The organism is Pseudomonas sp. S5D5, from assembly GCF_003013355.1.
Lineage (GTDB): Bacteria > Pseudomonadota > Gammaproteobacteria > Pseudomonadales > Pseudomonadaceae > Aquipseudomonas > Aquipseudomonas aylmerensis.
Genome location: NZ_PTEO01000001.1, coordinates 2,915,929 through 2,935,319, shown reverse-complemented (window position 1 = coordinate 2,935,319; position 19,391 = coordinate 2,915,929). Strand labels below are relative to the sequence as shown.

The window sequence follows — 19,391 nt, the reverse complement described above, 5'->3', positions numbered from 1 at the left end:
CCCCCTCCTCTTCATCTTCCCCACGGAGTTCGCCTTGCGTCTGTTCCACACCTCCGACTGGCACCTTGGCCAAAACCTGCACGGCCAGGAACGCGACTTCGAACACGCCTGCTTCCTTGAATGGCTGCTGCGCCAGATCGGCACCCAGCACCCGGATGTGCTGCTGATCGCCGGCGATATCTTCGACACGGTCAACCCGCCGCTCAAGGCCCAGGAGCGCCTGTATGACTTCATCATCAGCGCCCACGAACAAAATCCGAAACTGACCATTGTGATGATCGCCGGCAACCACGACTCCGGCTCGCGCATCGAACTGCCCGCGCCGTTAATGCGGCGCCTGCGCACTCATGCACTGGGCCGCGTGTTGTGGCTGGAGGATGGCGAACTGGACGCCGAACGCCTGCTGATCCCGCTGCCCGGCGCCAACGGCAAGGTCGCCGCCTGGTGCCTGGCGCTGCCGTTTCTGCGCCCGGCGGAAGTCACCGGCGCCCACCTCGGTGACGATTACCTGCGGGGGATTGGCCAGGTGCATGAACGGTTGATCGCGGCGGCCAATGCCAAACGCAAAAAAGGCCAGCCGTTGATAGCCATCAGTCACGCGCACATGGCTGGCGGTTCGGTGTCGGAAGATTCCGAGCGCAGCCTGATCATCGGCAACGCCGAGGCGCTGCCGGCCAGCTTGTTTGATAACAGCGTGAACTATGTGGCCCTCGGCCATTTGCACAAGCCGCAACGGGTCAATGGCGAAGAGCGCATTCGTTATAGCGGATCGCCGATTCCGCTGTCTTTTTCCGAAATCGGCTACAAGCATCAGATTCTCGATGTGACCTTCCAGGGCCAGTGCCTGGTGAGTGTCGAGCCGCTCCTGATCCCGCGTTCGGTCAACCTGCAGCGCCTGGAGGCCGCGCCACTGGCGGACATCCTCAAACAGCTGGCGGACTTGCCCGACATCGACCTGCTCGCCGAAACGCAGCGCCATCCGTGGCTGGAAGTGCGCGTGCGCCTCGACGAACCGCAACCGGACCTGCGCCAGCAAATCGAAACCGCGCTGCAAGGCAAGGCTGTGCGCCTCGTGCGCATCGCCGCCGACTATGCAGGCAAGCGCGGCAGTGACGACACCGACGAAGAACGCCTGGTCGAACTCGACCAGCTCACGCCCCAGGAGCTGTTCAGCCGCGCCTGGCAGGACAGCTACGGCAGCGAGGTGGATGAACAGACCTTGAAGGATTTCGCCGTGCTGCTCCAGGAAGTGCAACACGCGGGGGAACAGCCATGAAGATTCTTGCCATCCGCTTGAAAAACCTCGCCTCGCTGGCCGGCCCGTTCGAGATCGACTTTACCGCCGAGCCGCTGGCGAGTGCCGGGTTGTTCGCGATCACCGGGCCGACCGGTGCGGGTAAAAGTACCCTGCTCGATGCGCTGTGCCTGGCGCTGTTTGGCGCGGTGCCACGCCTGGGTGATACCGGCCAGGCCAAGATGCCGGACGCCGACACGGATATTTCCATCGGTGACCCGCGCACCCTGATCCGACGCGGTACCGGCGGCGGCTATGCCGAGGTGGACTTCGTCGGCGTCAATGGCCGTCGTTATCGCGCGCGCTGGGAAGCCAATCGCGCCCGCGACAAGGCCAGCGGCAAGTTGCAGAACAGCCGCCAAAGCCTGATTGACCTCGACAGCGACCAACTGCTGGCCAGCCAGAAAACCGAATACAAGACCCAGCTGGAATTGGCCCTGGGCCTGAATTTCGAGCAGTTCACCCGCGCGGTGTTGCTGGCGCAAAGCGAATTCAGTGCGTTCCTCAAGGCCAATGACAACGAGCGCAGCGAACTGCTGGAAAAGCTCACCGACACCGCGCTCTACACTCAGCTCGGTCGCCGCGCGTTCGACAAGGCCAAGGAAGCCAAGGACGCGCACAAACACCTGCAGGACCAGGCCACCGGTGTGGTGCCCCTGGCCCCCGAGGCCCGCGCCGAACTCGACGAGCAATTCGACGCTGCCCAACAGCAGTTCAAGGCGCAACAGGCGCAACTCAAGCAACTGGAACTGCAGCACACCTGGCTCAAGGAGCTGCGTGAGTGGCAAGACCGCCAACTCAGCGCGACCGAGCAATTGCAGCGCGCGCAGGCCGAGTGGGACAGCCTGGGCCCGCAACGCCAGGACCTGAGCCGCCTGGACCAACTGGCGCCGCAGCGCCATCACTTTGCGCGCCAGGCCGAACTCGACAATCTGCTCACGCCCTTGGCCGCGCAGATTCAGGCGCATCTGGCGCAACAGGCCGAACTGCAGACCCGCCAGGAGCAGGCACTCCAGCAGCAGGCGGCGGCCCACGCCGCGCTGGCCGAGGCCGTCAAGCAACAAGCTGACGCCGCCCCGCTGCTGCTGCAAGCCTTCGCCGAACACAACACCCTCGCCCACTTGACCAAGGACCTGGCCAAGCGCACCGAAGATAAACTCCAGCAAGAAACCGCCTGCACCGAAGGCCAGGCGTTGCTCAAGGGCTTGCAGGACAAGCACACCCACGTTGCCGAGCGCCTGCAGCGGCTGGCCGCCGAGCTTGAGCGCAGCGCCGTCCTCGCGCCGCTGAGCGATGCCTGGATCGCCTATCGCGACCGCCTGCAACAGCTGATGCTGATTGGCAATCGCCTGAACAAAGGCCAGGCCGAACTGCCGCAACTGGAACAGCGGGCCACCCGCGCCGCAGAAAAATTCGCCGAGCAACGCGACGCCCTGGACCTGCTGTATCAGGAAGCGGGTGCCGAACCCCATGCCGTGGCCGAGCAGATCCAATTGCTGGCCAGCCTGCTACAGGACAATCGCAAGCAACAGCGCGCCTTTGAAGACCTCACGCGGTTGTGGGACAGCCAGCAACAGCTGGACCAGCAGGCCAGCGCGCTGACGCAAAAACTCGCGGACGCCCAGCAACAACGCGAACAACTGAACCAGGCCGGCCTGCAAGCCAAGGCCGAGCTGACCGTCGCCGAGCAAACCCTGACGGTGACCAAGCAATTGCTGGAACGCCAGCGCCTGGCCCGCAGTGCCAGCGTCGAGGAGTTGCGCGAGCAGTTGCAGGACGATCAGCCGTGCCCGGTGTGCGGCAGCCATGAGCACCCGTATCACCAGCCCGAAGCCTTGCTGCAAAGCCTCGGTCGGCATGACGACAGCGAAGAGGCGGCGGCGCAGACGGCCGTCGACACGCTCAAGGAAAAACTCACCGAGCTGCGCGGCGAAGTCGGCGGCCTGATTGCCCAGCAAAAGGAATTCCTGCAACAACAGGAGCAGGTGGTCAGCCAACAGCAAGGCCTCAAGCCGAGCCTGGATGCGCATCCGCTGGCGGCCGCGCTGTTCAATCAGGACACGGCCAAGCGCAGCGACTGGCTGACCCAGCAACTCAGCCAACTGACCCAGAACATCGCCCAGGACGAACAGCGCCAAGGCGCCCTGCTCAACCTGCAACAAAACGCCGGCCGCCTGCAGCAACAACTGCAGGCAGCCCAGGACGCCAGCCAGCAGGCCCGCCAGTTGCTGGTGGACCAGCAGCGCGAGCTGTCCAACGACCGCGAGCGCCTCGACGAAGAACTCAACGCCTTCGCCAGCCTGTTGCCCGCCGACACCCTCGAAGGCTTGCGCCGCGAACCGGCCGCGACGTTCATGCAGCTGGACCAGCAGGTCAGCCAACGCCTGGAGCAACTGGGTCATCAGCGCGATGAACTGGCTGAGCAGCAGGAGCGCCAGCAGGCCATCGAAAAAGAACAAACCCACCAGCAACATCGCCAGCAGCAACTCGACGCCCTGCTCCAGCAGGTCGCGGAATTGGCCGCACAACGGCAGGCCGCCGAGGAAAAACTCAGCGCCCTGCTCGGCGAGCACCCCAGCGCCGAACACTGGCAGCAGCAACTCGACCAGGCGGTGGCGCAGTCACGCCAGAGCGAAACCGACGCCAACCAGCAACTGCAGGACACGCGCGACGCCTTGATCCAATTGGCCGCCGACCTCAAGGCCCAGCAGGAACGCCAGCAGGCGCTGCAAGCCGAGCAGCAGGGTCTCGCCACGCGCCTGCAGGCCTGGCGCGCGCTGCACCCCGAACTGGACGACGAAGGCCTGGCCCGTTTGCTGGCCCTCGACGAGTCGCACATCAACGCGCTGCGCCAACAGCTGCAGCACAGCGAAAAAGCCGTCGAACAGGCCAAGGTCCTGCTGCAGGAACGCGAGCAACGCCTCGCCGAGCACCAGGCCCTGCACAACGGCAACCTGGAGGCCGAACACCTCGACAGCACCCTGGCCGCGCTCAACCAGCAACTGGCCGAGGGCGAGAAACACTGCGCGGAATTGCGCGCGCGCCAGTCCGAAGACCAGCGCCGCCAGGACGCCAACCATGCACTCGGCGAGCAGATCGCCAGGGCTTATGACGAATGGCAACGCTGGGCCCGCCTGAATGCACTGATCGGCTCGGCCAACGGCGACACTTTCCGCAAGATCGCCCAGACCTACAACCTCGACCTGCTGGTGCACCACGCCAACGTGCAATTGCGCCAACTGGTGCGCCGCTATCGCCTCAAGCGCGGCGGCAGCATGCTCGGCCTGTTGGTACTGGATACGGAAATGGGCGATGAACTGCGCTCGGTGCATTCACTGTCGGGAGGCGAGACCTTCCTGGTGTCGCTGGCCCTGGCGCTGGGCCTGGCATCGATGGCGTCGAGTACGTTGAAGATCGAGTCGCTGTTTATCGACGAGGGCTTCGGCAGCCTCGACCCCGAATCCCTGCAATTGGCGATGGACGCCCTCGATGGCCTGCAGGCCCAGGGCCGCAAAGTCGCGGTGATCTCCCACGTGCAGGAGATGCACGAACGCATCCCGGTGCAGATCCAGGTCAAGCGCCAAGGCAATGGCTTGAGCACCCTGGAGGTCAAGTGAGCGAGGCGCTGCTGTATTCGTTCCGGCGCTGCCCGTATGCCATGCGGGCGCGGTTGGCGTTGCGCTATTGCGGCGTGCCGGTGCAGATCGTCGAGGTGAGCCTCAAGGCCAAGCCGGCCGCGATGCTGGCGCTATCGCCCAAGGGCACGGTGCCTGTGCTGTGCGTGGACGGTCGGGTGATCGAGGAAAGCCTGGAGATCATGCAATGGGCCTTGGCGCAAAATGACCCTGAGGATTGGTTGCTCGGGGGTGACCCGCGGGTGCTGGAACTGATTGCCGAGAATGACCAGGTGTTCAAACATCACTTGAATCGATACAAGTATGCCGAACGCTACCCGCAGCAGCCGATGGAACAGTATCGGGCCGAAGGCGAGGTGTTTTTGCAGCAGCTGGAGGGGTTGCTGGCGAAAAATGACTACTTGCTGGCCCGGCATTTGAGCCTGGCCGACGTCGCACTGGCACCGTTTGTGCGCCAGTTTGCCCATGTGGATCGCGAGTGGTTTGCCGGTACTCCTTATCACAGGCTGCAAACCTGGTTGCAACGCTTTCTGGAGTCGCCGCTGTTTGCAGCGGTAATGGCAAAACCTTCAGGCTGAGCGCAGATCAAAATGCGGGAGCGGGTTTCTTGGGGTGAAAGGGCCTCTCATGGTGGGCAGGCCTCCCATGGTGAAAGGACCTCTTGGGGTGAGCTGGCCTCTGATGGTGAAAGGACCTCTTAGGGGGTGAGCTTGAACTGGCCTAATGATTTTGGACACCTCAATCGGGCGCTATGATGGCGTCCAAATCTGAGGTGTTTGGATATGCGTAAATCTTATTCATGTGAGTTCAAACTCAAGGCTGCCAGCATGGTGCTGGACGAGGGGCAGTCGGTTCCCGAGGTCTGTGCCAGCTTGGATATTGGCCCTACGGCCTTGCGCCGCTGGGTCGATCAAGTTCGCAAGGAACGCTTGGGCTCGACTCCGGTGGGAGCCAAGGCGATCACCGCGGATCAGCGAGAGATCCAGGAACTTAAAGCCTTGCTCAGGCAAAGAGACCGGGATATCGAAATCCTAAAAAAGGCCAGTGCTCTCCTGCTTTTGGACGCCAAAGATCACTCTCGTTGATCTGTGAGCTGGGCGAGCAGTACGGCGTTAACGATTGCTGTCGTGTGTTCGGAATAAACCGCAGTAGCTTTTACGCATGGCGTCAGCGCCAAGGCAAGGTGAGCCCTAAGCGAGAGAAACTCAAGGCTATGCTGGTCAAGCACCACAGGGCGTCGAGAGAGTCTGCGGGCGCTCGTACCTTGGCTAAACAGCTGCAAGCCGGCGGGCATGATGTCGGGCGGTTCATGGCTCGCAGCTTGATGCGAGAAGCAGGCATTGTCAGCCGTCAACGCCGGCGCCATAAGTACAAGTCACCTGGCGTGGAGGCTTTGGTGGCACCGCATGTGCTCAAACGCAAGTTTGATGTTGCGACGGTCAATCAGGTGTGGTGTGGGGACGTGACGTACATCAAAGTCGGCAAGCGTTGGCTGTATTTTGCGGCGGTTCTGGACTTGTTCGCTCGCCGGATTGTGGGCTGGTCGTTTTCGATGATCTCTGATGCCACGCTGACCTGCGAAGCCCTGCGCATGGCGATTGAACTGCGCGGTCGCCCAAAAGACGTACTGTTTCACTCCGACCAAGGTTGCCAGTACACCAGCCATAAATTCAGAAATGAACTGCTGGAACATGGACTCCGACAAAGCATGAGCCGTAAAGGCGAATGCTGGGACAACGCTCCGATGGAGCGTTTCTTTGGAAGTTTGAAATCAGAGTGGGTGCCAGAAGCAGGCTACGGGTCGGAACATGAGGCCCGAGCGGATGTGCAGCGCTATGTATCGCGCTACAACATCACCAGGCCGCATAGCTACAACGACTATCGGTCACCAGTCGCCAGGGAGAAGCTGGTGGCGTGAAACCTTAATCGGTGTCCAAGATTACTTGACCAGTTCAGCTCGCCTCTCATGGTGAAAGGACCTCTTAGGGGGTGAGCTCGCCTCTCATGGTGAAAGGACCTCTTAGGGGGTGAGCTCGCCTCTCATGGTGAAAGGACCTCTTGGGGTGAGCTCGCTTCTTGTGGTGAGCGGGCTTGCCCCGCGTTGGGCTGCGCAGCGGCCCCAGGACCCGGCGCCTCGGTGTGTCAGGTCAAAACCGGGCGCTTGCAATGGGGCCGCTTCGCAGCCCAACGCGGGGCAAGCCCGCTCGCCACAATAGATCTGCCAACCCCATAATCACCTGCCAGCACACCATCACCTGACAACCACAACCATCACTTGCCAACACACCATAACCTGCCATCCACACAATCAAATGTGGGAGCTGGCTGGCCTGCGATGCTGACGACTCGGTCCAACTGATTTACCGAGTTGCGTTCATCGCAGGCCAGCCAGCTCCCACATTTGATCTGTGTTGCCTGGCAATCAGTGTTGGGTCTTGTGGTCCAGTGCGGCGTAGAAGTTGGCGCTTTGTTGCAGGTATTTCTGGGTGTAGGCGCTGGTGCTGGATTTTTTACCGGCAACGTCCACGCTGGCGGCGGCAGGCAAGGCTACGGTCGCGGAAACAGCGGAGGCGGCGATGATGGAGAAGAGGTTCAAGTTCATGTCAGTAACCCTTGTGTTCGTTTGGTTGAGTGGCCGGGGAAGGCCTTGGAACCCAACTTACGCCCGAGGGCTGAACCTTAGAAATGCTTTGAAACAGTAGCCGCTATTAATAGAATTAATACAAGGAGTCAGGCCCCGCCGTGCGGGGCCTGTGGCTTATTGACGCACCAGGAACTTGAGGTCGCTGGGTGCATCGATCGCCAGTTTCTGCACGGTTTTACCCAGCAGGCCGGTCTTGGGGTCACGTTCGACCACCACGATTGCATTGCTTTTCTGGTTGGCCACCAGCAGGAACTTGCCACTCGGGTCCAGGCTGAACTCGCGCGGGTGATCGCCTTCAACGGAGCGGCGCTGCAGCTCCTTGAGGTGCGCGGTCGCCGGGTCAATGCTGAACACCAGCAGTTGATTGGCCGTGCCGCGATTGCTCACATAGAGGAACTTGCCATCACTGGACGCATGCAGCGCGGCACCGGCCTTGTCGGACACCGGTTGCCCGGCGGCGTAATCGAGCAGTTGAGTCTGGTTGAGCTTGCCGTCGTGGTAGTCGAACACGGCGATCTGGGCGCTCATCTCGGTGGTCAGCCAGGCATGCTTGCCATCGGCGCTGAACAGCAAGTGACGCGGACCGCTGCCTGGCGGTAATTGCACGAAGGCTGGATCGGCCGGGGTCAGCGGCAGTTCGTGGTTGGCCTTGGGGTCGTAGTGGTAGACAAAGACCTTGTCCGCCCCCAGATCCTGCACAAACACGTACTTGCCATCCGGCGACGACACCACCGAATGCACATGGTTGGACGCCTGGCGCTCAGGGTTCACGCGGCTGGCCGGGTGCCCGCTCAACTGCACCGGCGCCGACAGCTTGCCACTGGCGTCCACCGGCAGCACGGCCAGGCTGCCACCCGGGTCTTCCAATACCGAATAGTTGGCCACGAACAGGTAACGGCCGTCAGCCGCGACACTGGAATACGTAGGCTCATTGCCCAGGCTTTGCACCTGGTTGACCAGGGTCAACTGATGGTTCTGCGGGTCGATGCTGTAGCTGCTCACACGGCCCACCGGGTCTTTCTGGCCCGGGCCGTTTTCATTGACCACAAACAGATGCTTCTGGTCCTTGGACACCGTCAACCACGAGGGGTTGGCTGCCTTGGCCGCGAGCACCGGCTCGCCCTGGAACTGGCCGGTGCGGCTGTCGAACTGCAACCGGTAGATGCCTTGGCTGGTGCCGGCGGTGTAGCTGCCCACCAACAGTTCATAAGTGTCGGCCGGCGCGGCCTGTACCGACATCGCGCCGACACTGCCGGCCATCAGCAGGGGCCAGAATTTACGCATCATCATGCTCGTCTTCCTCGTCGTTATTGTTGCCGGTGAAGGCGGCCATGCACACCAGGCGGTGCTCGCCCGAATCACCGGTGAGGGTCCAACTTTGCAAGGCTTCATCAAAGGTTGCGGCCTGCACTTGCGCCAGGCTGAAGGACCAGCGTTTTTCAACGCGGCCATCCATGCACTTGATCGACAGCTTCTGGTCGTCGAGTTCGAAGTCAAAGGCATGCAGGCCATCGATTTCGAGCATGTCGCTGGTTGCAAGTTCATTAGAGAGGCTGCGGACAGTCATCAGGATCATTCATCAGTGGAAAAAACCTTGATGATAGGCCAATCCGGCGGTGCCGTCGTGTCGCGATAGCGGGCTACCGCACCCGCTGCGCCGTAGCTTGCGATTCTAGGGACTACCCCCTGACAGAATGGACTCGTTTATGCCGCAAGACACACCCGCCACCCCAATGTTGCTGCCTCATCGAAGCGACACCCTCGCCCGGGCCGTGGCCCGGCAGTTCACCGGGCGCCCGACGTTGCGCCAGGTGGTCGACCAGCACGTGCACGAACGCCTGCTGGAACAATTCCCCTCACTGGTGCTGGACATGTCCAGCGTCAAGCTGGCCGTCCCCAACCAACGACGCGGCTGGGACCTGCGGCGCTTGAGCGATGTCATCCTCGATTACCTGGGCCACGGCACGCCCCTGAACATGACCGAGGTGATCGACACGCGCCGCTGCTTCCTGTCCCAGCGCCCGCCCTTGCACTTGACCTATGAGGCCAACGGCCCGCGCGAGCCGGACATGGCGGTGATCGAACGGGTGATTGCGGACCTGCCCTTCACCCTGCCCATCGCCTTTCAAGATGCCCTGACCCGCTACTGGAACGGCGCCGCCGACACCGGTGCCAGCCGCTGGCAATGGCTCGGCGACCTGCTGGCCGACAACCTCAAGAGCACCGCCAGCCTGCTGCCAGCCGGGTTCGCCCAAGACATGCTCTACGCCGTCAGCCGCCAACCCGATCGCCGCGAACGCGAGGGTGTGCGTGCGTACTGCCTGGAGGGCTGCGTGATCCACCAGGGCCGCACCACGCGCCTGCTGAGCAGTGACCTGTTGTTGGTGCAAGGCGACCACGTACTGCTGTGCCAGGCCTCGGGCAACGTTGAAAACTTTGCCTCGGTGGACGCGTTCAACCAGGCCTGGGGTCAACGCCTGGCCGCCGCGTTGCTGGCCGAGAAGATCCAGGTCAAGCACTACGAGCCCGATGGCAACTTGTTCGATATCCAGGCCGCCCTGCTGCTGAACCAGCAGTTGGACGACCTCGACGCCCTCCGTTTGCCGGCCACTGACGGTGTACGCGCGCTGGAGCAACGCTTCGCCGACGCCACCGACCCGGTACCGGCCTTCCTCGCCACCCCGGTCCCCGACCCGACGCACCAGGCGCGTCTCCAGACGGCGCTGCCGGACTGGCTGCAGGCGGCCAGCGCCGACCAGCGCTTTGCCTATCGCCAGGGGCTGGTGGACCAGGCGCGAGTGCAGCGAGAAAACGCTGGCGCGTCGTTTCTCGACGGCGTCGAGAGCCTGCAGGCCTTCACCGTGCGCACCCTGCGCGAGCAGATACGCCGCGATCATCCCGAGTCCAGCGTGGAGCCGGAAAACCTGCAACTGACCTTCCATGTCCCGGTAGGCGACCTGCACAGCGGCTACCTGGCGCCGGTGAGCATGAGCCTGACCGAACTGGCCATCCACAACCTCGCCGCTGCGCCGCAGGGCCGCATGAGCGTGCGCGACACTTCGGGCGCCGCCCTGCCCGCCTGGTTCAACGAGGATTATGTGCTCGGGGAAAAGGGCGTATTCCACAGCACGCCGGGGCTGATTCGCCAGGTGGACATTGGCCGCCATTACCCGGCAAAAATCCGCGAGTGGCTGCTGGGGGACAGCCCTGACATACGCCGGCGCGAAGCCTTGTTTGGCGAGCAACTGAGCGTGCAGCTGCCACGCCAGGCGCTGGAACAGGCGATTCGCCAGGAGCACGGCCTGACCTTCCAGGGTTATCGCTACGTCAAGGCCGTGTTGCAGCGCAGCGCACCCGGCCGGGTGGTAGAGGGCGAGGACATCGTGATCCGCCCGCTGGCCTTCGTGCGCACGCCCGACGCGCGGCCGGACAGCGTCGCGAGCATGTTTATCATCGAGCCTCGAGACCAGGGCAATGGCCCGCATCTGCTCTATCGACCGTTGTACCCGGACGCGCTGCACCAGTTCGCGAGTCGCCAGGCATTGTTCGACGCGATTGCCGAGCCTGGCGCCCTGCAAGACAGTGTGCTGGCCTGGCTGCCGGACAAGACGCGGTCGATCTATAGCCACGGCGGTTTTCAGAGCCCGCATATCCTGCGCTTCGGCCAGGGTGACGACACCGTACAGTGGCCCGCACCACCGCCCGCGCAGTTGGCGCAGGACCTCAACGGCGGCGAAGTGCCAGGCTCGCTCGCGCAATCACTGGCGACCGGCAACCTGCTGCAATACCTCTACGGCAGCAATGCCCGGGCCCTGGTGGACCTGGCTGATCGCGACTCGGTGTCGAATGCCGAAAGCCGCTGGGCCGTGCTGCTGGAGGGCGGCTGGTTGCTGTTCAACGCGCTGTTGATGCCGCTGTTGCGCGGCCCGGCGATGGCCGTGGGCTGGATCCTGCAATTGGCGGTCAGCCTCAAGCACGACCTCGGCGGCCTGCAGAGTGATGACGCGGCCGCGCGGGAACTGGCCTGGGTCGACGTGTTGCTCAATATCGGCCTGCTGGTGCTGCACGCGGCCTCGCCCACCGACCCCGCGCCACGCCTGCCCACGCGCACGCCGGGCGAGCCGACCTTGCCCCTCGCCGCCCTGCGCCGCCCGGCCTCTGCGCCGTCGGCCCCCACGCTGATCGAGCACGGCCCCATCGGCCTGCCATCCGAACCGGTGGCGGGCGACCAGACCCTGGTGGATTTTATCCATTCCAACGCCCGGGATGCCTCGCGTCGGCGCCTGCTGGACGCCCTGCGCGAACTCAATGTGGCGTGGCCCGTGCCGCCGCCGACGCCCGTAGAGATTGGTCCGCACCGAGGGCTGTACAGCATCGACCGACGCTGGCATGCCTCAGTGGGCGGCTTGCTGTTCGAGGTGAACATCCAAGCCGAAACCGACGCGTTATTTATCGTGCATCCGCAAAAACCTGAGCATCCGGGCTTTGAACTCAAGACCGACGGCCAGGGCCATTGGTCGCTGGACCTGGGGCTGAAACTGCGTGGTGGCGGGCCCAAGAACCGGTTCAAGGCCAAACTGGTGCAGATTGAAGAACAACGCGCACAAGCACACGAGCACGCCAAACGCATTGAGGGCCTTATAGCGGCGGTCAGTCGTGAGCAACTGAGCTTTGTCGACGGGATATTCCCCGCCAAGGCCCTGCTTGAATCACTCGACCAGCAGTTGCTGGTTGCCCACACAGCCCTGCGGGCCGCGCCCGAGAACCCGGTGCTTATCCAGGCGCACGCCGCCACCGCCCGTTCCAGGGCCCGCGCCAAGGTGAGCTTCCAGGTGCTGCTGGAACGCTTCGAACGTACCGCCGGCCCCCAACAGCAGCATCGCCGCGACCTGCTGGAGGCCTACCGGAAAATCAAGGTGGCGGACGGCAAGTTCGACTATGAAGCCAATGCGCAGGAGGTCTACACGAGCATGCTGGCTAGTGATGAGTTACACATCGCCTTCACGGACGCCTTGCACCGCAGCACCTTTTTCTCTGACCAGGGTGAATCCCTGGTTGAACTGGCCGGCAGGCCGGGCGACACAGCAGCCATCCGTTATGTCTATGATCTGGTGCAAACCAACTTTGCCGCCAGCGAGCGCCATTTCAAGGCGGTGCTCGACATCGAGAATGCGCTCGAAACACTCGCGGGTGATCTCAAGAGCGGGCCCGCAGAGCGCTACAAGTACCTCAGTGCAGTGCCTGCCCGACGTTTCTACAACCGCGTGACCGCGACCCTGGAAACCCTCGACCTGCTGGCACTGCTGAGCATCGACCTGACATTCGAACCGCACACCGCCGAGGAATTGTATTTCTTCCAGAACCAGCGACTGCTGCACACCGTCGAGTCCTCAAGGGTGAACACCCACCTTGACCTGCTGGCCACCGAGGGCTTCACCGTCGCCGAACGCAAGGCGGTGCTGCTCAACCTGATTGACCATTACAGCCACCGCCTGCAGATCTACCGCGCGCTGATGGACATCAATTCCCCGTTGATCATCCCGCGCTATATGCCGCTGCTGATCGAACGCCTCGAAACGGTACGCAGCGCGGCCGAGGCCGACTTGGCCGATGTGTTGCGCGAGGATGAGTTCCTGCCGCCGCAGACGGGAGTGTTCAAGCCACTGAAAATCGCCGTTCCCGGAAAACGCGTGTTCAAGTCCCGGGACAAGGGCGCACTGGTAGGTGAGCTGCAAGCGCCTGACGCAGATACGCCTTTCCCCACCATCATCACTCGCAACCCGATCACTCAGCAGCCCAGCGGCCGGTTCATCGAACACCCGGGAGAAGGTTGGGTCGAGATCGTCGACGCGCCGCCGAGCCGCCCGGCGGAAAAGCCCCCTGCCCGCTCCCTGGCCAGCTTGCGTACCCAGTCCCAGCAGTTGCTGGAGGAAGTCGGCGCGATCGAGCGCTCCATCAAGTTCCAGAAGAACAAACTCAAGGACCCGCAACGCCGCGACGACCTCAATCCCCGCGACTGGGACGACATGCTCCAGTATCAGGCCCAGCGCATCGAGTCGATTGCCGATGAGATCCAGCGGCAGCACCAGGAGCCGCAGACGGTCGAGCGCTTGCGCACACGTGCCGGCGAATTGCGCACCCAGGGCCGGCAACACTGCATCGAAGGGCTCAAGGCCCAGCGGCCCCGCCAGGCAAATATCGACTACCTGCGCATCCACGCCGCCGTGGATATCGGCCTGGTCCACGGCCCGCAACGCACCGCGGCCGGCGACTACGTGACCGAGTTTGCGGTACGCGAGAAAAACGCGCTCACGGTGCTCTGGTACGCACACTTTCACTACGCGCGTGCCGGCGTGCCGGCGGCTGAGTACACCAAGGCCCATCTCAAGCGTCCCGAACACCGCTTTATCACCTTCAAGGACTTGCTCGCCCAGGCCGGAAACGACAACCGCGCCATCGTGCGTGATGTGTACAACCCGATCACCCCGCCACTCGACCAACGCCTGTTCCTGAACCTGCTCCCTGCCTAGAACCCGCCATGAATGGCATCGAATTGCCAAAAGGATGTGTATGCAATCCCCTGACTCTATCGCGCACGCCGTCAGCGCGCGCTTCGCTGATCGCCCGACGCTGGAAAGCGTGATTCGCCAGCAACTCGCCACCGCCCTTGGCGAGAGGTACCCGACCCTGACGCTGGACCTGAGCCGCACGCGGCTGGCCAGGCCGCAACGCCGCAGCTGGCTGCTGCAACCGTTTATGCCGGTGGTGCATGACGCCCTGGCCAGCGGCGTGCCGCTGGACTTCAGGGATGTCGGCAGCCTGGCCTGGTACCTCTCCGACGAGCCGCCCAAGCGCCTGAAACTGCCGGGATTGACCTCGGAAAAACTCGATATGCAGGTCATCGCCACGCTGATTGGCGAGATCCCCCAGACCTTGAGCATCGCACTGCAAAACGCCCTCGCCGCCTATTGGGATGCCGGCCACTGGCGCTGGCTGGCCGACGTGTTGAAGGACACCCTGCGCGTCGCCGCCCTGCGCCAGGCCGAGCTGGATCAAACGGCCCGCGAGACCCTCGACCAGGTGTTGACCAACCCTGAGCGCGAGGACCGCCTCACCCTCCATGGCGACCGTGCGGTGTACGCCTACGGGCTGCAAGCCACCCTCAAGGGCGCGGCGCGCAGCGTCAGCCTGCTCGGCCCGGACCTGTTGCTGGCCCGCGCGCTGAATGGCAAGACGTCGGTGCTGCTGTGCAGCCCGCAGACGGGTATCGAAACGTTCGCCAGCGTGGATGTGCTGATCCAGGCCGTGGGCCAACGCCTGGGGCGTCAGTACCAGGTCGAGGATATCCTGCTGCAACGCTACGAAATCGACGGCGATCTCTTCGAGCACCAGGCATCGTTGATCCTCAATCACCAACTCGAAGACCTCGGCAACCTGAGCCTGCCCACCGGCCAGCCCTTCAGGGTGTGGCAGACGCTGTATAACGACATCACTGACCCTGGGCGATTCTTCCGCGACGCGCCCGCCGCGCCCGCCCTGGCAACCTTGCGCACCCACTTGCCGGCCTGGCTGCAAAGCGCCAGCGCCGACGACCAGGCCGCTTACCGCCGCTACACCCTGGCGCTGGCCACCGCCAAACAGCGCGCGGCGGGCCGTACCGTGCTCAGCGATATCGACGACATCCGCACCTACACCGTCAACGCGCTGTTGCAAGCGCTGCAAGGGGATGCCGTGACCTTTGCCAATCACGCGCCGACGCCGCCGTCGGTCGCGGCCCTGCACCCCGACGACCTGCTGCTAACCTTCTCCGTGGCCGCCGGCTACCCAGGCACCGCCGGGATCATCCGCCACGAACGCGTGAGCCTGACCGAGCTGGCGATCGACAACCTGTCCAGCCGTCCCAGCGCCAGCGTGACCCTCGCCAACCGGCAAGGCCTGCCCTTGCCGGCGTGGCTGACCGCCGACTACCTGATGGGCACCGGCGGCCTGGTGGAACGCGTGGACATTGGCCAGCACTACCCACGCCTGCTGGAAACCCAGTTACTTGGCGACAGCCCCGAGGCACGCCAGCGTGAAGCGCTGTTCGCCGCGCAGCAAGCCGTGCAACTGCCGCTGCTGGCACTGGAATTGAGCCTGAAACAGCAAGCCGGGCTGAGCCCTCAGGGTGCGCGCCTGGTGGCGGCCGTGATGGAGCCGGCAGCCGCCGGCCAGCAGGTCGATCAGAATCCGTTGGTGATCCGTCACCTGGCGCTGCTGCAAATGCCCGGCGCCCAGCCGGACCCGGTCAGCGCCATGTACCTGATCGAAGCCCGCGACACTGCCCTGGGTCCTCATGTGCTGTACCGACCGCTGTACGCCGAAGCCCTGCAGGAATTTGCCAGTCGCGAGGCGTTGTTTGAAGCCATCGCCGAACCTGGGCCCTTGCAGGACAGCGTGTTGACCTGGCTGAGTGACACGGCCCGGCCGATTTACGCCAATGGCGGGTTTCGCGAGCCCCACTACGTACGCTTCGGCCAGGGCGATGAGTTCTCGACCCTGGGCACACCGACACCGGCGACGTTGTCCGCTGATGGCATCAACGACGAACTGCAGCAGTGCCTGGTGACCGGACGCCTGATGACCTACCTGTTCAGCGATCATGCGCGGGCCCTGGTGCAACAAGCCGACCGCGCGTCGGTGTCCAACAGCGAAAGCCGCTGGCAGGTGCTGCGCGAAGGCAGCAGCCTGTTGTTCGGCAACCTGCTGCTGCCCCTGCTGCGCGGGCCGGCCATGCTCACCGGCTGGCTGCTGGGGCTGATGGCCAGCCTGGGTCAGGACATTCCCGCGCTGGCCGCCACGGACCCGCACGCACGGGAGCTGGCCACTGTCGACCTGCTGCTCAACCTCGGGCTGCTGTTGCTGGAGGCCGCTCCCGTGGTGGTGCCAACACCGGCACCGCTGGCAGCCGGCCTCAGGGAGCAGGCGCTGCCCTCGGCCCTCACCCCGTGGGTCGCGGAGCAATGGCCGCAACCAGCCGCACCGAGCATTCGTGAAGGCGCCGTCCTGCTGGCCGGGGCGCTGGCGCAGAAACACAGCACGGTGCTGGATTTCGGCTTTGCGCAGGCACGCCAGCGCCTGACCCCGGCCCAGCGCAGCCGTCTCGCGACGTTCAAGGCGCTGCGGCCGTCGCCCCTGCCCCAACCGGTATTGAACGGGCCGCGACGCGGGCTCTATGGGGTCGAAAACCGGTGGTACGCCCTGGCCAACGGCGAGTGGTTGCAGGTCAGCCTGGAGCCGCAGGGCGAAACCCGTGTGGTGATGCCAGGCGATGCCGAAGTGTATGGCCCTTACCTGCGCAGCGATGCACACGGCGTGTGGTCGGTGGACACGCGCCTGCACCTGCGCGGCGGCATGCCAACCAAGCGGATTGCCGCCGATCGCCAACGGCGTGCGCAGCGTATCCGCGAGCTGCAGGACAACTATGAACGGTTCGTCCAGGGCCAGGCGAACCAGCAAAAGCGAATCGATATTATCCTGGGGGTCATGACCCGCACCGCCGAAGATCCACGCTTCAGCGAAGCGCAGGCGGCTGACAGCCGCCAGCGATTCGACACGGCCCTGCAAGAGCAGACCCGGGACTACCAGCAGCAACTGGACAGCCTGAAAGAGCGCAACGAATTGAACATCCCCCTGCCGCCGCATTCCGTCGCAGGCCTGTTGGAAAACATGGTCAACAACGCGCGCAAGCATGTGGTGGTGGCCGAGAAGGATCGTGGCGCGCTGTATCGCTCCCACGCTCACTTCATGGCCAAAGCGCCGCGCCTGGCCGAGGCTGTTCTCGGCGACTTCGCCGCGTATCAAGAGTTTGTGCGCAGCCTGATTGCCATCAATGAACGCTCGATCCACTGGCTTGAACTGCGTGATCGCTACCTCGACGAACTGTTCAAGCTAGGCGACGACGGCAGCGACCACTACCGCCGCCTGACGCTGGATCGCCCTCCGGAAATCAGTGCGTTGGCGGTCAAGGATCTGCTGATGCGCAATTTCGAGCTGATGACCCATAAACACCCAGGCCACCCCTTGGTCACCGTGATGATCGATATCCTCGAGCCGCTGCAGGAGCACTTGCGCACCCACAGCGAGCTGAACGAGCTTGAGGTGACGGCCGAGGAACGCATCAATGTGCTCGAAAGCCTGGTGGAGCATTACGGCCGCGGCCTGGACTCCTTGCAGGGGGTCGGCATCGTGAATATCGACGAACTGGACGGTGAGTATTTCGCCAAGCTGGTCAAGCTGGTGGAGGGGTTGTACCAGGAAGCCGCCAAGCAGCTCGCCAGTGAAATCAAACCGGCTGCCCAATCCGCCCCGCGCCCGAGCCGACGCCCGCCGATAGTCGCCGGCAAAGTGCAGAAAAAAGTCATTCGCACGGCGAAAAAAGGCACGTTTATCGGCGAGGTCAAACCCGTGGGTACCCTGGAAACTGTCGAGCTTCGTTCGCAGCTCACCGGTGAAGTGTTTGGCACCTATTCACAGCGGGGCGAGCAATGGATCGAATTCAAGGACGCGACGCCACCGCGCTCGCCAGGCGTGCCGCGCAGTTTGAGCCTGGTCAAGGGCGAGGCTCGCAAACTGTTGGGCATGCTCGAGGAACACCTGCAGCGCGGCGAGCAGTACAAGAAAGTCTCGCGACACCCGCAGGAAGTCCAGGAGGTGCTGCTGCACGAGTCGGTGCGCTACGACAAGCTGGCCACCGAACTGCACCTGGCGATCCAGGCCCAACCCGCGGAGGCCCGAGCACCGGCCGACCTGGCCCTGGAAAATGACATGCGCCAGGCGGCGGTACGCCTGAATGAGCGTGGCCAGGCGCTGCGCATTCAACTGAGCCTGGAACTGCCGCCGACGCACGGCAACCTGGAGTATCTGATCGAACAGAAGCGCGCGAACATGGCGCTACTCGGAGAGCGCATTCAACTTCGCGGCGAGCGTCGGGATTTTGTGCAGGAATACGCCGTCAACGACGCGGGAGGCTATCCCTTGTGGTACGCCCACTTCCACTACCCGGCGGCCGATACACCCAAGGCCCACTACACCGCCGCCCACCTGAAAACCCGTGAGCAACGCAAGGTGAGTTACTACTCGCAACTGGCCCGCGCGCAAAGCCCGCAGGCGGTGGTGGACGTGCACCGCGGCTTGCTAGGCAAGGCGTTGGCCGAGCGCTGGTTCCTGCCGCTCGCGCCTTGAGGGAAAAGGCTGACGAGCGGGCCTCTTGTGACGAGCAATCCTTTTGTGATGAGCGAGGCTGTTGTGATGAGCAGTCCTCTTGTGATGAACAAAGCTGTTGTGGCGAGCGGGGCTGTTGTGGCGAGCGGGCTTGCCCCGCGTTGGGGTGCGCAGCGCCCCCACTACATCCGCCGCGTTGGTTCAGGCAAACCGCAGTGTGTGAGGATGGGGCTGCTACGCAGCCCAACGCGGGGCAAGCCCGCTCGCCACAAGGAGCCCGCTAGCCAAAACAATCCCACTCTCCGCTCGCGCCTTGAGGGGAAACGCTGGCGAGCGGGCCTCTTGTGATGAGCGAGGCTGTTGTGATGAGCAGCCCTCTTGTGATGAGCAAGGCTGTTGTGATGAGCAGGACTGTTGTGGCGAGCGGGCTTGCCCCGCGTTGGGGCGCGCAGCGCCCCCACTACATCCGCCGCGTTGTTTCAGGCAAACCGCAGTGCGTGAGGATGGGGCTGCTACGCAGCCCAACGCGGGGCAAGCCCGCTCGCCACAAGAAGCCAGCTAGCCACAACCAATCCCACTCTCCGCTCGCGCCTTGAGGGGATACGCTGGCGAGCAGCCC

General features: G+C 63.6%; 10 protein-coding genes. 7 read left to right on the top strand and 3 right to left on the bottom strand.

What is annotated here, in order from left to right:
* Window positions 1-34 precede the first annotated feature (34 nt).
* The 5 genes from C9990_RS13755 to C9990_RS13740 all read left to right on the top strand — a co-directional run bounded on the left by C9990_RS13755 (window position 35) and on the right by C9990_RS13740 (window position 6,847).
* A complete protein-coding gene (locus C9990_RS13755; protein ID WP_065907877.1) occupies window positions 35-1,276 on the top strand; it encodes an exonuclease SbcCD subunit D C-terminal domain-containing protein in 1,242 nt (413 codons plus the stop codon).
* Window positions 1,273-4,911, top strand: coding sequence for an SbcC/MukB-like Walker B domain-containing protein (locus C9990_RS13750; protein ID WP_106803619.1), 3,639 nt, complete (start codon window positions 1,273-1,275; stop codon window positions 4,909-4,911). Before C9990_RS13755 ends, C9990_RS13750 begins: the two co-directional genes overlap by 4 nt.
* The gene (locus tag C9990_RS13745; protein ID WP_106803618.1) at window positions 4,908-5,507 is read left to right on the top strand and encodes a glutathione S-transferase; all 600 of its coding nucleotides are present in this window, start codon (window positions 4,908-4,910) and stop codon (window positions 5,505-5,507) included. Before C9990_RS13750 ends, C9990_RS13745 begins: the two co-directional genes overlap by 4 nt.
* A 204-nt stretch (window positions 5,508-5,711) precedes the next feature.
* On the top strand, window positions 5,712-6,014 hold the full coding sequence (locus C9990_RS32755) for an IS3 family transposase (protein ID WP_065899480.1): 303 nt from the start codon (window positions 5,712-5,714) through the stop codon (window positions 6,012-6,014).
* Window positions 6,011-6,847, top strand: a complete 837-nt coding sequence (locus C9990_RS13740; protein ID WP_065899479.1) for an IS3 family transposase — start codon at window positions 6,011-6,013, stop codon at window positions 6,845-6,847. The genes C9990_RS32755 and C9990_RS13740 overlap by 4 nt, the downstream gene beginning before the upstream one ends.
* Window positions 6,848-7,351: 504 nt before the next feature.
* Here C9990_RS13740 and C9990_RS13735 read toward each other — a convergent pair.
* The 3 genes from C9990_RS13735 to C9990_RS13725 form a co-directional block, all read right to left on the bottom strand.
* A complete protein-coding gene (locus tag C9990_RS13735) occupies window positions 7,352-7,531 on the bottom strand; it encodes a hypothetical protein (protein ID WP_065907868.1) in 180 nt (59 codons plus the stop codon).
* A 156-nt stretch (window positions 7,532-7,687) separates the two neighbouring features.
* Complete coding sequence (locus C9990_RS13730; protein ID WP_065907866.1) at window positions 7,688-8,863, bottom strand: lactonase family protein; 1,176 nt, start codon at window positions 8,861-8,863, stop codon at window positions 7,688-7,690.
* Entirely contained in the window at window positions 8,850-9,140 is a 291-nt protein-coding gene (locus C9990_RS13725; RefSeq protein WP_106805651.1) for a DUF5629 family protein, read from the bottom strand. Before C9990_RS13725 ends, C9990_RS13730 begins: the two co-directional genes overlap by 14 nt.
* A gap of 139 nt (window positions 9,141-9,279) precedes the next feature.
* Between C9990_RS13725 and C9990_RS13720 the strand changes: the two genes are divergently transcribed.
* Together C9990_RS13720 and C9990_RS13715 are read left to right on the top strand one after the other, a co-directional pair.
* Entirely contained in the window at window positions 9,280-14,103 is a 4,824-nt protein-coding gene (locus tag C9990_RS13720; RefSeq protein WP_106803617.1) for a dermonecrotic toxin domain-containing protein, read from the top strand.
* Between the two features lie 40 nt (window positions 14,104-14,143).
* Window positions 14,144-18,793: a hypothetical protein gene (locus C9990_RS13715; RefSeq protein WP_106803616.1), complete on the top strand. Its 4,650-nt coding sequence runs from the start codon at window positions 14,144-14,146 to the stop codon at window positions 18,791-18,793.
* Window positions 18,794-19,391: the final 598 nt, after the last annotated feature.